This is a genomic window from Bifidobacterium animalis subsp. animalis ATCC 25527, assembly GCF_000260715.1.
In the GTDB taxonomy this organism is placed as follows: Bacteria; Actinomycetota; Actinomycetes; order Actinomycetales; family Bifidobacteriaceae; genus Bifidobacterium; species Bifidobacterium animalis.
The window spans coordinates 285,060-299,140 of the sequence record NC_017834.1; the positions used below are offsets into that span (position 1 = coordinate 285,060).

At 58.9% G+C, this 14,081-nt stretch carries 10 protein-coding genes and 2 tRNA genes; 8 read left to right on the forward strand and 4 right to left on the reverse strand.

Annotation, left to right across the window (positions count from 1 at the left end; all coding sequences use genetic code 11):
* The first annotated feature begins 248 nt into the window (after nt 1-248).
* The 3 genes from BANAN_RS01180 to BANAN_RS01190 all read left to right on the forward strand — a co-directional run bounded on the left by BANAN_RS01180 (nt 249) and on the right by BANAN_RS01190 (nt 4,089).
* A complete protein-coding gene (locus BANAN_RS01180) occupies nt 249-1,778 on the forward strand; it encodes an isopeptide-forming domain-containing fimbrial protein (protein WP_014697165.1) in 1,530 nt (509 codons plus the stop codon).
* Nucleotides 1,779-1,925: 147 nt separating this feature from the next.
* Nucleotides 1,926-2,885 (forward strand): class C sortase, encoded by a 960-nt coding sequence (locus BANAN_RS01185; RefSeq protein ID WP_014697166.1) that lies wholly within the window; start codon nt 1,926-1,928, stop codon nt 2,883-2,885.
* A gap of 55 nt (nt 2,886-2,940) precedes the next feature.
* Entirely contained in the window at nt 2,941-4,089 is a 1,149-nt protein-coding gene (locus BANAN_RS01190) for a Cna B-type domain-containing protein (RefSeq protein WP_014697167.1), read from the forward strand.
* Between the two features lie 236 nt (nt 4,090-4,325).
* Here the strand turns inward: BANAN_RS01190 and BANAN_RS01195 are convergent, their stop codons facing one another.
* The gene (locus tag BANAN_RS01195; RefSeq protein WP_014697168.1) at nt 4,326-4,673 is read right to left on the reverse strand and encodes a phenylpyruvate tautomerase MIF-related protein; all 348 of its coding nucleotides are present in this window, start codon (nt 4,671-4,673) and stop codon (nt 4,326-4,328) included.
* Between the two features lie 976 nt (nt 4,674-5,649).
* On the opposite strand from BANAN_RS01195, the gene BANAN_RS01200 reads away from it, so the two are divergent.
* On the forward strand, nt 5,650-6,351 hold the full coding sequence (locus BANAN_RS01200) for a DUF559 domain-containing protein (protein WP_237705823.1): 702 nt from the start codon (nt 5,650-5,652) through the stop codon (nt 6,349-6,351).
* Nucleotides 6,352-6,730: 379 nt separating this feature from the next.
* On the opposite strand, the gene BANAN_RS01205 is transcribed toward BANAN_RS01200, so the two are convergent.
* The 3 genes from BANAN_RS01205 to BANAN_RS01215 all read right to left on the reverse strand — a co-directional run bounded on the left by BANAN_RS01205 (nt 6,731) and on the right by BANAN_RS01215 (nt 9,932).
* Nucleotides 6,731-7,288, reverse strand: coding sequence for a GtrA family protein (locus BANAN_RS01205; RefSeq protein ID WP_014697170.1), 558 nt, complete (start codon nt 7,286-7,288; stop codon nt 6,731-6,733).
* Nucleotides 7,289-7,849: 561 nt separating this feature from the next.
* A complete protein-coding gene (locus tag BANAN_RS01210; protein WP_014697171.1) occupies nt 7,850-8,794 on the reverse strand; it encodes a hypothetical protein in 945 nt (314 codons plus the stop codon).
* A 478-nt stretch (nt 8,795-9,272) separates the two neighbouring features.
* Nucleotides 9,273-9,932 (reverse strand): histidine phosphatase family protein, encoded by a 660-nt coding sequence (locus tag BANAN_RS01215; protein ID WP_014697172.1) that lies wholly within the window; start codon nt 9,930-9,932, stop codon nt 9,273-9,275.
* Between the two features lie 254 nt (nt 9,933-10,186).
* On the opposite strand from BANAN_RS01215, the gene BANAN_RS01220 reads away from it, so the two are divergent.
* The 4 genes from BANAN_RS01220 to BANAN_RS01235 all read left to right on the forward strand — a co-directional run bounded on the left by BANAN_RS01220 (nt 10,187) and on the right by BANAN_RS01235 (nt 14,019).
* Nucleotides 10,187-11,605: an MFS transporter gene (locus BANAN_RS01220; protein ID WP_014697173.1), complete on the forward strand. Its 1,419-nt coding sequence runs from the start codon at nt 10,187-10,189 to the stop codon at nt 11,603-11,605.
* Between the two features lie 321 nt (nt 11,606-11,926).
* Entirely contained in the window at nt 11,927-13,477 is a 1,551-nt protein-coding gene (gltX, locus tag BANAN_RS01225) for a glutamate--tRNA ligase (RefSeq protein ID WP_014697174.1), read from the forward strand.
* Between the two features lie 362 nt (nt 13,478-13,839).
* Nucleotides 13,840-13,912 (forward strand) — tRNA-Glu (locus BANAN_RS01230).
* 35 nt (nt 13,913-13,947) lie between these two features.
* Nucleotides 13,948-14,019, forward strand: a tRNA-Gln gene (locus tag BANAN_RS01235).
* Nucleotides 14,020-14,081: the final 62 nt, after the last annotated feature.

Sequence of the window (14,081 nt, forward strand, 5' to 3'; positions counted from 1 at the left end):
GCTCAGGGCTGAGCGATTATGCGGAAGGCTTGACGAACAACTGAAGAGAAGCGGCATTTACGGAGATATGGCAAAGAAACCATGGAACCGCGAATGCACGAAGGTCCTGGTTTGTGGATTGGTACAGCACAGGACACGTCTGCGGGGGAGAGGCGCGAGCCGATCAACCATAGACGCAACCGGCCCAACAGGCCGGAACATTGTTCCGATGCGAGGCTGTTCTCGCATCAGAGATATAAGGAGATATTATGAAGAAAGTATGGAAGGGCGCGGCTGCTGTTGTTGCAGCTCTCTCGCTCGGCGTCACCGGCTTCGTCGGCGCCTCCAGCGCCTATGCTGCCGAAGCTGTTGCTGGTGCTTGCGCAGAGCAGCCGGTTGCAGGACGGACTTGCATCACGGTTAACTCGAACAATAGCCACACTTATGATGTTTGGCAGATTTTCACCGGTACTCACAATGCTGACGGTACTTGGTCAAATCTCTCTTGGGGCGCTGCGGCCAAGAAGACCGGCACGGCTTCCGATGAAGACCTGAAGACCCTTGAGGACGCGCTCAAAGACAAGACGACCGATAAAGAGAAGGTTGATGCGCTCGAGACTCTGAAAGATTTTGTCGCTATTACCGATAATGGTACTATTTCTGGCACCAAGGCGGGTCAGGTTTCCGCGGCTACCCCGTTGACTGTCGATGAGGGCTTCTATCTCCTCACCGATGCTACCGCTAATCTGAACCAGAAAGACGCGTACAGCCTCTTGGTTGCGCTGCCTGCTTCTGGCGCCACGGTAGAGGTCACCAAGAAGTTCGACGCCCCGACTGTCGAGAAGAAGGTTAAGGACGACGAGCAGGATGAGAACAACAAGGATTGGAATGATTCTGCAGACTACGGTCTAGGTGAAGAAGTTCCGTTCCAGCTGACCGCCACCCTTGGCGATCGCATCGCTGACTATGATTCCTACAAGCTGGTGTTCCACGATACGCTGTCTGCAGGCTTGACGGCTCAGACCTTCAAGAATAATAAGGTTACCGGTACGATTAACGGTAAGCCGATTGAGTTTGATGTAACCACTACCGGTGGTAATGGTTCTGCGACCACTTTGACCTTCACTAATGCTGATATTAAGAAGGTTTCTGGTGTTACGGCTGCGGACTATGCAAAGGACACGAAGGTTATCATTAACTATAAGGCTACGTTGAACGAGCACGCTGTGCACGGCTCTGCCGGCAACGACAACAAGGTTGAGCTCGAGTACTCGAACAACCCTGATTCTGACCAGACTGGTACAACCAAGCCAGATTACGCAATTGTTTTCACCTACAAGGTTGTCGTGGATAAGGTTGACGGCGATAACAAGCCGCTTGCGGGCGCTGTCTTCGAGCTGACCGATGCTGACGGCAATGTCATCGATGTGGTGACTGCTACTGATGACACTCGCTTCACCTTCAACCATCTCGATGAAGGTACCTATACCCTCACTGAGAAGACTGCTCCGGACAGCTACCAGAAGATTGAGCCGATCATCTTTGTGATCTCGGCGGAGCATCAGACCACCACCGAGACTGGTGAAACCCACGCAAAGCTTACCAGCCTCACCGCTAACAATAACTTCACTGGCAACAAGGAAGAGGGCTCTGTGACTAAGACGGTCATCAACACCAAGAACTCCCAGCTCCCGTCGACCGGTGGCATGGGCACCGTTGTGCTCTACACCGTGGGCGGCCTGATCGTCCTGATCGCCGGTGTTGGTCTCGCAGTCGCTCTCCGTCGCCGCCAGGCCTGAGAGTCTGCACACCGAAATCTGAGGATGAGCGAATAGCAATCCGCTAGATTAAGGACACACATGCACAAGCGGGCATTCCACTCCAATACACGGAATGAAATGCCCGCTTTTGCGGTATCTACAATCACACACATACGGAGGGGCACGTTGAGCAAACACACGCCGGCGAAGCAACGCAGCAATCTGGTGAGCAATCTGTTCATCACATTGTTCGCCGTGATACTGCTCGTAGGCATCGGCGTGCTCTCATACCCCACCGTGGCGGACTGGTGGAACCGCATGCACGCCTCACGCGCCGTGGCCGGGTACGTCGAACAAGTCAAAAGCATGGAACCCGAACGGCGGGCGGCCATGCTCGCCGAAGCCGACAAATACAACGCCGACCTGCCGAACGTGGCCGACCGGTGGCACCTCGACGACAACGCCGAACAACGCGAACGGTACGAGCGCACGCTCGACATCACCGGCACCGGGATCATGGGCTACCTGTCGATCCCGAAAATTGGCGTGCAGCTGCCCATCTACCACGGCACCGACGAAGCCGTGTTGCAGATCGCGCTCGGGCACCTGACCGGCTCATCACTGCCAGTGGGCGGAGAGACCTCGCATTCCGTGGTCTCTGGGCACACCGGGCTGCCGAGTGCCAAGCTGATCACCGATCTGGACCAGCTCAAGAAGGGCGACCTGTTCCAGTACACCGTGCTCGACCGCACGCTGACCTACGAAGTGGACGAGATCAACGTCGTGCTGCCGGGCGAAATGGACAAGCTCGCCATTGAACCGGGGGCCGACTACTCGACGCTCATCACCTGCACGCCGTACGGGGTGAACTCGCACCGGCTGCTCGTGCGCGGGCACCGCGTGCCGAACCCGCCTGCGGAGCAGGTGGCCGCACACTACGATGAGCCCGAATCGATGCTGTGGACGGCCATCGCGATCGGGGCCGGGGTGCTGCTCGTGCTGTTGCTGCTGGCGATCTGGCTCGTGAGAAGGCGTGGGAAGAAGCGCAAAGCCGCCCAGACGCTCGAATCTGCAAGCGACAACCACGGAACAGAACAGCGAGCCGATTCCGGAACGGAAACAACGGAACACGGCAACAGAACTTGATTCCGCGCAATGCGCGGGAATACTCTTGGCAACAGAGTGAGTGAAGGAGAACACCATGAACATCATGCAGCGCAGCAAGCGCGCAGGATTGGTCGGCACGGTATGCGCAGTGCTGGCCGGGCTCGGGCTCAGCGGCATCATCGGCGCAAGCGTGCCGGCCGCGCAGGCGGAGGAGACGGGGAGCATCACCGTCAACTTTGTTGTCGACAAAACCGACAACAAGGGCAATGTCGTAAAAGACGAGGCTGGCGAAAATGTGAAAACTGCGGTGGCGGGCGCTACGTTCAAGCTCTACCAAATCGGTGAATGGAACGGGGCGGAAGGGCGATATGACCCAATCGGCGCATTCAAGGACGGTGTCTTCAACCAGATCGGTATTGCGGGCAACGACGGTGGAACTATCACCATCACACAGATCATGGGCGCTACGTCCAGCCAGCTGCGAGGACTCGCAAAGACACTCCACAACTACATTCAGCAGACCAATGGCACCGGCGGAAACATCGAGGAGCTGAAAAGCGGAGTCACCGATGCAAATGGCACACTGAAGTTCGATGGTCTGGGACGCGGACTCTACCTCGTGGATTCGCCGATACATAAGGTGGAAACCACAACCGCACAGGGCAAGAAGGTCACCACCTCTTATGAAGCTTCCTATTCACTCGTGGCACTCCCCGATGTGAACGGCGATGATCCGATGAACGTTACCATCCATCCGAAGAAAAACCCCGCCACTGGTCTTGATCCTATTCACGTCAAGAAGGTGTGGAAGAACGACGATCCGAACACCCGCCCGAAGTCGGTGAAGGTGTCGCTGTGGATGGAAGGGCACGATACGCCATTGAACTCCGTGGAGCTGTCCGCAGAGAACAACTGGGCCTACGTATTCGATAATCTGCCTGTAGGTGACCGCTACTTCGTGGTGGAAGACAACGTGCCGGACGGGTACCACGTGTTCATCGACGAGGACATCATCAACCCAGAGACCGCCGATTTCACGATCACGAACTCGAAGCCTGAGAAGCCGACGAAACCGGAACAGCCGACCACTCCTACTACGCCTACATCTCAGGTGACGCCGGGCAAGTCGGCACGCACCGGTGCTGACATCGCGGTGGTGGCGATCATGGCTGCCGCGGCGATTGGCATCGCGGGGGTGCTCATTCTCGAGGTGCGCAAGGCGCGCACCCGCGAGAACAAGTAGTGTGGTGGTTGGCATCGCGGCGGCGCTGAGGCTGAGGGGCTGAGAGGCTGAGAGGTGCAGCCTCACAGCCTGCGCCGCTGCCTTTGCCGCCTCTATGTCAATTGAGAATTGAGAATTAAGAACGATTGAGCTCGCAATAGCCCCCTAAGCGTGTGAGCTCTCCAGTGAATAAAGAAAGACCCAGGCCCGTTTACTCCTTCCGGGCCTGGGTCTTTCTGCGTTTGCGGGGTGGGACTTTAGAAATTGCCGCCGTTCCAGCCCCAGTCCGGGGTGGCGGTGTAGCGGATGTAGGTGCGGTCGGCGGGGATTTGCAAGGTGTCTTGCAGCGCGTCCATGATCGCGGGCGTGAGCTTCTGCCACGCGGACTTCGGGACCAAGCTGCCGAAGACGTTCACCTCGACATAGGCGACCGGGGCGTCGTTCGTGCCGCCGAAGTACATGGGGACGTCGCTTTCGAACAGGCACATGAGCCAGCCCTCGGACTTGCCTGGGACAGCGGGGATGGCCTGGCCGAACGCGGTCTTGAGGGCGTCGCGCTGCTCGGCGGTGGTGGGGACGGAAACGTGCGTGTGAATGACTGGCATTAGTGCTCCTTTGAGTGATTGGCAATTGAGCCAGTTGAATGTGGTCGCTTCCAGTGTAGGTCAGTGTACGTCGGTGAGCGGTGAGGTGTTGGTGGTGGCGTAATCATTAGTGCCGATGCGGATGTATCGAGCGCTGAGGGTGGCGTGGATTTTCAGTGCGAAATAGGCCGGACCTCGTTCTACTTACGAACTAGCACAGTCTTTACGGGATACCCAGTGCTACGGGCTAGCATATGGCTTACGGGCCAGCATTCCCCTTACGGGCTAGGATTTCCTGTTACGGGCTAAGGAAAATTCTCCGGTTGGCGGGTATTCGATGAGTATTCAAAATCGAAAACCGCTATTTTCCAACGATCTTTTTTGGAGGATACCATGATGGCTTTAGCCCGTAACCGAAAATGCTAGCCCGTAACAGTGATGTTGGCCCGTAAGGGGGATTTTTGGCCCGTAATCCTAGCCCGTAAGGGCGGTGTGAGTAAGGGGCGGTGTGAGTAAGGGGTGGTGTGAGTTGTAGGGGGCTTAGCCCGTAACAGAAGAGTTCAGCCGGTGAAGGTGGGATGGCTCGTTGTGGATAACACGGTGGAGAACATCGGCGGTTATCCACATTCTGCACGAAACCACGTCCTCCGACCATAATGCCCCGTCGAGCTTTACCCGCACTCGATGAACTGCTTGGCTGTATGTTATGGACCTACAGGAAAACATCAACGAGGGCATGAAGAGCGAGCTCAAGGCAGAGTCTGCGCGTGCGAGCAAGCAGTACTCTGACTTCGTCAAAAAGCGTCGGAAGTCTGCAACATGTTGCTTGGTCTTCGCCTTGAAAGTGATGGGAATAACCACGCCGCAGTTGTTGCCCCCATACCGGGACTGGACACGGGACGGTTCCATCCAGGTGTTAGGGGCAGAGCGGTCCAGTCGGCCTCCGCTGAAGAAGAAGTATGGTGCTGCGTGCTACTACATGAACATCCCAATGATCATGATAGAGCCAATCAAAGGAGTCTACTGCACTGATCCCGTGTGCACATGGTTCATGCTGGCGCAGTACGTCGAGTTGGATCAGCTGGTTGCCTTGGGAGACAACATACTCGGGCGCCAGAACATGCTGGAGAAAATGTATCTTCATTATCGCCTGTGCGATTTCCAAGACTACATCGCGCAGGTGCGCGAGTGGTCGGAATCTGCAGATAGTGGGCGAAAACGGGCGCCGCGTGGCATAGAGAAGTGCGAGATGGCGGTCGTGCTCATGCGGGAGCGCGTCGATTCGCCAATGGAGACGAAAGTGCGCCTGGAAGTGATCCTCGCACATGACCTGCCCGAGCCGAAAATCAACTATGTGCTCACATTGCCAAGCGGGCGCACGGTGTATTTGGATATGGCGTATCCGGAGTGGAAAATCTGCGTGGAGTACGACGGCAAGCAGCACGCGAAAACCTGGGCGGAAGATGCTCAGCGGCGCAACGAGATCGAGGCGGCCGGCTGGGGATACGTGCAGGTGACGACCGACGATATGCGCACGCGGGAGAGCAGACTGGAGTGCGCGCGGAGAATCGCGTCGCGTATAGAGGAGCGTACGCACAAGCCAGTGCTGTTGTTCGAAGAGGGGTACTTGATTGAAGAGGTGGCGGCGATGATGGAGGGCAAGCCTCTGCCGCCGAGGAAGCGGCGGAGGCGAGAGTGATGGGAATGGCCGAGTGTTTGGCACTGTTTGGCGTTAGTGGGTGTGAGTGGGGGTGAGCTGGTACGAGCTGGTAAGAGAGAGTGCCCAAAGGTCGAACCGCGCTGCTTACGGGCTAGCATAGCTGTTACGGGCTAGGATTCCCTGTTACAGGTTAAGGAAAATCCGCCGGTTGGCGAGTATTCGGTGAATGGTCAAAACACAAAACCGCCATTTTCCAACGGTCTTTTCGGGCGAATACAGTGACGGTTTTAGCCCGTAACCGGAAATCGTAGCCCGTAAGCGATATGGCGGCCCGTAAGGGGAATGCTAGCCCGTAACAGATAGAGTGGCAAGCCTTTGCGGTGAGGAAGTGACAGCGGAGAGAGCGGCCCCCGGGTTGCTATTCCCAGCCTTTGGGCGTATGCTCGATGCTCCACATGCCCAAGCGGTGCGAGAAACTCTTCTCCCACTTCGCCTCAAGCTCCTCCTCGGAAAGTACGTTGCCTTTGCGGCGGAGTCTGTTCATGGCGTTCGTGTGCGTGTCGTCGAGCAGCCACTTGCGAATGATGAAATTCCAGATTGCCACGATCACCGTGGCGACGAGCTTGCCGACGTTCGTGCGCAGCAGATACTCGGCGTGCTGGGTGATGAACGCGTCGCGGTTCATGCCGTAGGTGGAGAGCCAGATGATCAGCGCGTTGAGGAACAGTCCGACCAGCGAGGAGAACAGGAAGATGGCCATCTCCATCCAACGCGCCATGTCGGGGCGGTGTTTGAACACGTATTTCATGCTCGCGAAATAGTTGAACACCAGCGAGATCGTGAACGAAATGGTGCCGGCGATTACGTTATGCATGTGGAAGATGCCGACGAGCAGATTGAGGATGCCCCAGTCTATGACGAAGGCGATGGCTCCGACGACGCCGAATTTGAGGATCTGTTCAATGAGTTTGCGCACGGGATGATTGTACTCAGAGCGACTGAAAGCTTGCTTGGAGCGTGATGCGCGGGTGGGTGCGACGGTTGGCAGTGGTTTGTGGGGCGTCCCAGATTGGGGAGGCTTCTGGGTGGGGCATGGGGATGTGGGTATAGGAGGTATGGGAGAGGAAAGGGCCAGCGCCCATTTGCGTAATTTGGGACAGATCGGGGTGTGTTTTTGTCCCGAATTACGCAGATGGAGGGGGCAAGGCAAGAGGAAGCGGAGTGAGATAGGGTCAGGGAGGTCGAGCGCAGTGAAATAGGCAACTAAGTGGGGCGCATGGCCTCAGGGCTCCATTCTGGCGTAATTTGGGACAGATCGGGGTGTGTTTTTGTCCCGAATTACGCAGAATGAAGGAAGGGCGAGGTGGAATGAGGCGTCATGAGGCGCAGTGAGGCGGAATGAGATGAGGCGTAACCAAGTGGGCCTCCTGACTTCAGAGCCCCACTCTGCGTAATTTGGGACAGATCGGGGCGCGGTTTTGTCCCGAATTACGCAGAAGGAAAGGAAGGGTGGTATGCGGGCGGTCTGCGCGCGGTGTCAGAGCTCGACTTCCGGCTTGGACGGATCGTCTTTGATATGCGCGAACTTGGCGGCGAGGGCCTCCTTGTTCTTGCGCTCATCCTCCTCCTTGGCGGCGCGCTTGGCCTCGGCCGGGTCCCACAGAATGTCTTCGCGGTGCTTGCGCCACTCCGCCGCGGCAAGCGGGAGTAGGGATTCGGCGAGTACGCGGGCGGAATCTGCAGAGTCGTCGTCGCCATTCGGCGTGGCGAATGCGGCGAGCAGACCGTGCCATTGGTCGGCGGTCACGCAGATGCGCGGCACGCCCAGCGTTTCGGCGAATTCATTGATGAACGGGAGCAGCGGGAGCGCAACGCGCTCGAGATGGCGCACTCGGTCAGAGGAGGCGCCGCCGGTGTGTGGCGAGTCGGAGCCGAGATTGGCGATGATCTGTGAACGCAGCACGCGGAGCATCTGCGCGAACGTGACCAGCACCACGGCGAAGCGGTGGTCGAGCCCGGTGATGCGCGTCTGATCGGAGTTATGAATATATGCAGTGCAGTCATCGAGGATCTTGCCAAGCTGTTTTTGCGTGGCCTCGCTCCAGCTGGCAGTCAGCGTCTCGGCGGCCTCGAACAGAAGACTGAAATCATGCAAATCTGAGTACGGATTGAGCTGCTCGTAGGCGTCATTGGCAGCGAGAAGCGCGTCGACGACTTCCTGGGGGCGACCCGGAATCGCATCCGCGCCCTCGTATACGAATTCGGCGTCGGGGAGCGTGACCTCCGTGGTGCCGACGAGCACGCGCGCCATTGTGAGCGTGAGCCGCACCTGCAGATTCTCCGCGTACTTTGCGTCGTTGTCCATGCGCTCGGCGGTGGTGAGCGGCCACAGCTCGGTGAGGTCGGTGCCGCTGCGCACGGCGGTCTTCATTGCGGGCAGCGATGCGACCTGCTCGACGGCGTGTTCGGTGTCGAAAGCCATGTAAAACCTCGCTTCTTGTGCGCGTAAGTGGCGGGTTTGCGAACCTGCCTATGTGCAGGAACCATCATAGTCGAGCGCTGGAGGGTTTTGGAGCAGTGGCGTGAGTGCCTACGGACAAGCATAGTTATTACGGGCCAGAACTCCCCTTACGGGCTATCACAGCGCTTACGGGCTAGGATTTTCTGTTACGGGCTAACGAAAATCTGCCAGTTGGCAAGTATCCGGTGAATGGTCAAAATACAAAACCGTCATTTCCCAACAATCTTTTTTGCCGAATACAATGACGGTTTTAGCCCGTAATCGAAAATCCTAGCCCGTAAGCGCTGTGATAGCCCGTAAGGGGAGTTCTGGCCCGTAATCCTAGCCCGTAAGGGGGATGGTGTCCCGTAAGGGAAGTTTTGCCCGTAAGCTTTAGCCCGTAGCGGGGAGGCTGGCCTGTAACGGGGAGGCTGGCCCGTAACGGGTGGTTGATGGGGTATTAGTCGACATGTTTCGCGGGGTCGGCGTAGGTGATCGAGAGCACCTTGCCGGTCTCGGAATCGTAGGTGATCGAGGTGACGGACGCCAGCGCGGTCTTGCGCAGCAGCATGTTGTGCTCGGGGCGGCCGGTCTCGAGCATGTGACGGTACGACCAGATCGGCGACTCATGCGTGACGACCACAATCTGCTCACCGGGGTATTCGCGCACCTTTTCGAGTGCGAAGTCCTGCACGCGAGCGGCGATCGAACGGTAGCTCTCGCCCCAGCTTGGCGTCCACAGATTGCGCACGAGCTTGAGATTCCGCGGCTTCCACAGTGCGCCCTCGCCATGCCCGATGCGCGTGCCGCGGAATTCGTTGCCCGCTTCGATGAGTCGTTTGTCGGTGAGCAGTTCGAGCTGTTCCTGCCCGCGTTCGGCGCGCAATGCGTTCAGCTCGATCAGGATGGCGTCCGCCGTCTCGCGGGTGCGGTCGAGCGGCGACGAGTAGACCGCCACCGCCGTGTTCAACTGCGGACTCTGTGCGATATACCTGCCGGTCGCCTGCGCCATGCGTCGACCGCGCTCGGAGAGGTGGAAGTTCGGGAGTCGCTCATACAGCAAATGGTCTGGGTTGTACACCTTGCCGTGACGCACGAAATTGATGGTGGTGGCTGGCATTCCGGGCTCCTCGCTCGCATAGGTCACATGTTCGTTGTGCGGTTTTCGGCCGCGCAAAATCATTATGAAAAAACTTTGTCGCCGCTACCAATCTACCGCGTGTCGCGATGGTACCCCTCTGTAGTGTAGCCATGTTTGCCAAAACAGCGCATACGTGCTGGGAATCTGGCAACAAAATAATCCCGGCGAAACATAGCGGGCCGCGACGCAAAGCGGCGCAGTCGGGGGTGGCAGTGAGCGGAAAGGAGCGGCACATGTCGTTACTGCAAGGTGTGAAAGGTGTGAACCACCGTATTTTCGGCGGGTACGCGGAGTTGTTGAGAATCCCGCATGCGGCGAGGTTCACGGTGGGATCGGTGATTGCGTGCATGCCGTTCCCGATGGTGGGCATGACGATGACGATCATGACCCAGCAATATTACGGAAATTATTCGCTCGCGGGCGCGCTCACCGCAGTGCAGGCGATCGCCGGCGCCGTGGTGGGGCCGCTGCTCGGCACGCTCGTCGACCGGTTCGGGCAGCGCCAGGTGTCAATTCCGACGATTGTGATCTGGATGCTCGCCGCAGTCTCGTTCGTCACCTGCGTGCGCGCGCAAGTGGCGCCGTGGATCCTATTCTGCATCGTGCCGTTCTTCGCCGCCGTGCCGCCGTGGGGCGCCATGAGCCGCGCGCGCTGGACGTACCTGATGGGCAACAATCGGCAGGGCGTGAACCGCGCGCTCTCGCTATCGGGCGTGTTCGACGAAGCGATGTGGGTGGTGGGCAATCCGCTCGCGTCCACGTTGGCCGTGGTCTCGGGATTCCTGGCCATGTCGTTCACCGGAATCTGCGTGCTGATCGGCGCGCTCATGTTCCTCACCGAGATGACCACGTGCCCGCCGAGCCAGTCTGACCTCGCACGCGAAGCCGGGATGACGCGCAAGGAATTCCGCGAGCGCGAGGCGGAGAAGGCGAAGGAGCTGCGCGCGCAGACCGCCGCCGAGGAAGCCCGCGTGCACGCGAAGTCGCAGGGACTGTCCGAGGCGGAGGTGGAGGCCGCGGGCAAGGCAGCGTACGAGCAGTCGATGAGCGGCATCAAGGATTCCATTTGGGGACCGGGCCTCATCGCCGTGTGCGCGACGTGGTTCGGCCTGGGCGCATTCCAGTCGGCCGCGGGCATCTCGATCGTCGCGTTCGCCACCGAAGCGAACATGAAACAGTACACCGGTTTCGTGTTCGCGTGCTTCTCGGTCAGCTCTCTCGCCGGCGCGCTGCTGTACGGCGCGAAGAACTGGACGATCCCATTGTGGAAGCGCTTCTACGTGTGCCTGGCCGTGGTGAATCTGGGCATCGGGTCGTTCCTGTTCGCTAAACACCTGTGGGTGATCATGGTGATCTACCTGATCATCGGCGTCTGCCAGTCGCCCACGTGGATCAACGGCAACCAGCTCATGCTGCACCTCGTGCCGCAGACGCGCTTCACCGAAGGCATGGCGTGGATGGGCGCGATGAACGCGATCGGCGGATCCGCAGGCTCAGCGATTGCCGGCGTGTTCATCGACCGCAACGGCTCGCACGGCGGGTTCATGGTCGTCACCGCGCTCGCGCTCGTCTCGCTCGCGATCGCACTGCTCGGCTTCAAGCAGATCAAGACGAGCACCGAGACCCCGGTGCTCACCGAGATTTCCGCGTAGCTTACGGGTTACAATTCCCCTTACGGGCCAAGATGTGCCTTACGGGCTAGGATTTTCGGTTACGGGCTAAGGGGAGCCTTGTATCAACGAAAACGAATCCTTGAAAAATAGCAGTTTTGCGTTTTGAGAAGTCGTCGGATACTTGGCACCTGGCGGATTTTCCTTAGCCCGTAACCGGAAATCCTAGCCCCTAAGGGGAATCTTAGCCCGTAAGGGTTGGTTTGGCCCGTAGCAGATGGCTTGCAGCAGATAGCGGCAGCTGAATCGGCATCCCCGCCAAAAGCGCTGCGCACGTCGGGTTGGCGGGGCAGAATAGTGGGCATGAGTGAATCTGAAAACATTGAGTCGAATCATGTGAAACCCGAGCTTCCCGAGAACGTGCGCGTGAGGTTCTGCCCGTCACCGACTGGCATCCCGCACGTCGGCATGGTGCGCACCGCGCTGTTCAACTGGGCGGAGGCGCGGCACACCGGCGGCACGTTCGTGTTCCGCATCGAAGACACCGATGCGCAGCGCGACTCCGAGGAGAGCTTCAACCAGATCATCGAAGCGCTGCAGTGGCTCGGCATCGACTGGGATGAAGGCGTGGGCGTGGGCGGACCGGACGGCCCGTACCGCCAGAGCGAGCGCGGGGAAATCTACGCGGACGTCGCGCAGAAGCTGCTCGACGCGGGCTATGCGTACGAGTCATACTCCACGCCGGAGGAGATTGAGGCGCGCAACGAAGCGGCAGGGCGCCCGAAGGCGTTCGGCTACGACGGCTACGACCGCAATCTGAGCGAGGAGCAGAAAGCAGCGTTCCGCGCGGAGGGCCGCAAGCCGGCACTGCGCATCAAGATGCCCGACGAAGACATCACCTTCAACGATCTCATTCGCGGTGAGATCACGTTCAAGGCCGGGTCGGTGCCGGATTACGTGATCGTGCGTCCGAACGGCGACCCGCTGTACACGCTCACGAACCCGGTGGACGACGCGCTCATGCGCATCAACGTCGTGCTGCGCGGCGAGGACTTGCTCAGCTCCACCCCGCGCCAGATCGTGCTCTACCGCTACCTTATGGAACTCGGCATTGCCAAGGAGATGCCGCTGTTCGGCCACCTGCCGTACGTGATGGGTCAGGGCAACAAGAAGCTTTCCAAGCGAGACCCGGAGTCGAATCTGTTCCTGCACCGCGAGCACGGCTTCATCAAGGAGGGTCTGCTCAATTACTTGGCGCTGCTGGGCTGGTCGATCGCGCCGGACCGCGACATCTTCTCGATGGACGAGATGGTGGAGAAGTTCGACGTGCGCGATGTGAAGGCGAATCCGGCGCGCTTCGACATCGACAAGGCGATCTCGATCAACGCCGAGCACATTCGCATGCTCGAGCCTGCCGATTTCCTGGAGCGCTCGGTGTCCTACCTGTTTCGCGATGGCGTGGTCTCCGCGGATTCGTGGGATGCGCTCAACGAACGCGAACGCGACATTCTCACCGCCGCCGCGCCGCTCGTGCAGCCGCGCGTGCGCCTGCTCGGCGAGGTTTCGGGCATGGTCGGCTCGCTGCTTTCGGACGCAGACTACATTCCGCCGGCAGATGATGCGAAGAAGCAGCTCAAGGATTCTGCGGGCGCCGTTCTGGATATGGCGATTGCCGCGCTGGACGCCGTTCCGGAGTCTTCGTGGCAGACGGATACGCTGCATGAGACGCTGAACAAGGCGCTCGTGGAGGACGGTGGCTACAAGCCGCGTCTCGCGTTCGGCCCGGTGCGCGTGGCGATGAGCGGCCGTCGTGTTTCGCCGCCGCTGTTCGAGTCGATGGAGATTGTTGGCAAGAAGATCACGCTGGAGCGCCTGCGTGGTCTGCGTGAGCATCTCGCTGAGATTCAGGGCTGAGCGATGAGGTCCGTTTAGTCGTGAGACCGTTAAGCAATGAAGTCGAGGTGAGAGCCTCGGCTTTTTGCGTTACGGAGTGAACAAAACGGCGTTATGGAGTGAACAAGGCAAAAGTTGCAGTTGGTCGAACCACTGATATTCCAAGGAATCTGCGATTGGTGACCTTGACGATGTTCACGCCATAACATCACATTGTTCACGCCGTAGCGTGCGAGGGCGTGCGATGGTGTGCGTGGGCGCGCGAGGGGCGCGCAGGCTGGCTGAAAACTGGGGGACATGCGAGTGCGACACGCCGGAGTTGCGCACATTCGGGGTTCCGAGTATATTTTCTATCTGTTGCTTCACGGAAGCGACGAGATGATGCCCCCATCGTCTAGCGGTCTAGGACTACGCCCTCTCACGGCGCCAACACCGGTTCAAATCCGGTTGGGGGTACGGGTTCTTCGGGAAACCGAATGAACATGCCAAATTGGGATGTGGTGTAATTGGCAACACAGCTGATTCTGGTTCAGCCATTCTTGGTTCGAGTCCAGGCATCCCAGCGAATGAACCTCCACTCAGTGTGGAGGTTTTTTGTTTTGTCTGCCGCTTGTGAGCAGGGGTG

What these genes read in the sequence shown, in the direction of transcription:
- BANAN_RS01180 (WP_014697165.1), top strand. Translation starts at nt 249, where the DNA reads ATGAAGAAAGTATGGAAGGGCGCGGCTGCTGTTGTTGCAGCTCTCTCG.
- BANAN_RS01190 (WP_014697167.1), top strand. Translation starts at nt 2,941, where the DNA reads ATGAACATCATGCAGCGCAGCAAGCGCGCAGGATTGGTCGGCACGGTA.
- BANAN_RS01195 (WP_014697168.1), bottom strand. Translation starts at nt 4,673, where the DNA reads ATGCCAGTCATTCACACGCACGTTTCCGTCCCCACCACCGCCGAGCAG.
- BANAN_RS01200 (WP_237705823.1), top strand. Translation starts at nt 5,650, where the DNA reads ATGATAGAGCCAATCAAAGGAGTCTACTGCACTGATCCCGTGTGCACA.
- BANAN_RS01210 (WP_014697171.1), bottom strand. Translation starts at nt 8,794, where the DNA reads ATGGCTTTCGACACCGAACACGCCGTCGAGCAGGTCGCATCGCTGCCC.
- BANAN_RS01215 (WP_014697172.1), bottom strand. Translation starts at nt 9,932, where the DNA reads ATGCCAGCCACCACCATCAATTTCGTGCGTCACGGCAAGGTGTACAAC.
- BANAN_RS01220 (WP_014697173.1), top strand. Translation starts at nt 10,187, where the DNA reads ATGTCGTTACTGCAAGGTGTGAAAGGTGTGAACCACCGTATTTTCGGC.
- gltX (WP_014697174.1), top strand. Translation starts at nt 11,927, where the DNA reads ATGAGTGAATCTGAAAACATTGAGTCGAATCATGTGAAACCCGAGCTT.